This window comes from Pseudomonas sp. 05N433, assembly GCF_056396925.1.
Genome location: NZ_JBFTML010000156.1, coordinates 1 through 491 on the forward strand (window position 1 = coordinate 1; position 491 = coordinate 491).

Consider the following 491-nt stretch of genomic DNA (forward strand, 5'->3'; position numbering starts at 1 on the left):
ATGAGTCTCGCCGACCTTCAGCGATTGCACCGCACCGCACTGGCGACGCCATCGGTGCCGTTGGCCAGGGTGTAAGTCCATTGACCGGTGCCGTCCACCGCGATCGAGCCATAGCTGCCAGTGTTGGACCCGGCAATGCTCCAGGTGGCGGTGGCCGCGTGGTCGATGTCGCTYGARCTGAACTGGCCGCTGACGCTGAGTGTGGTGTCGTCCTGCACGTTGCCGGCATCGTTGCCGCTGGCGAAGCTGAGTACGGGGGCGTCGTTGCTGCCGGTGACAGTCACGGTCACCTGCTGGGTGTCGACGCCRCCGAGGCCATCGCTGACCTGCACGCTGAACACTTCGTTATGASTCTCGCCGACYTTCAGYGATTGCACCGCACTGGCGACGCCATCGGTGCCGTTGGCCAGGGTGTAAGTCCATTGACCGGTGCCGTCCACCGCGATCGAGCCATAGCTGCCAGTGTTGGACCCGGCAATGCTCCAGGTGGC

The 491-nt window shown here is 64.5% G+C and carries 1 protein-coding gene; it reads right to left on the reverse strand.

What is annotated here, in order from left to right:
* Positions 1 to 17: 17 nt before the first annotated feature.
* Positions 18 to 491, reverse strand: a 474-nt coding sequence (locus AC1DIS_RS30135) for a VCBS domain-containing protein (RefSeq protein ID WP_477781321.1), incomplete at its 5' end; no start/stop codon positions are given.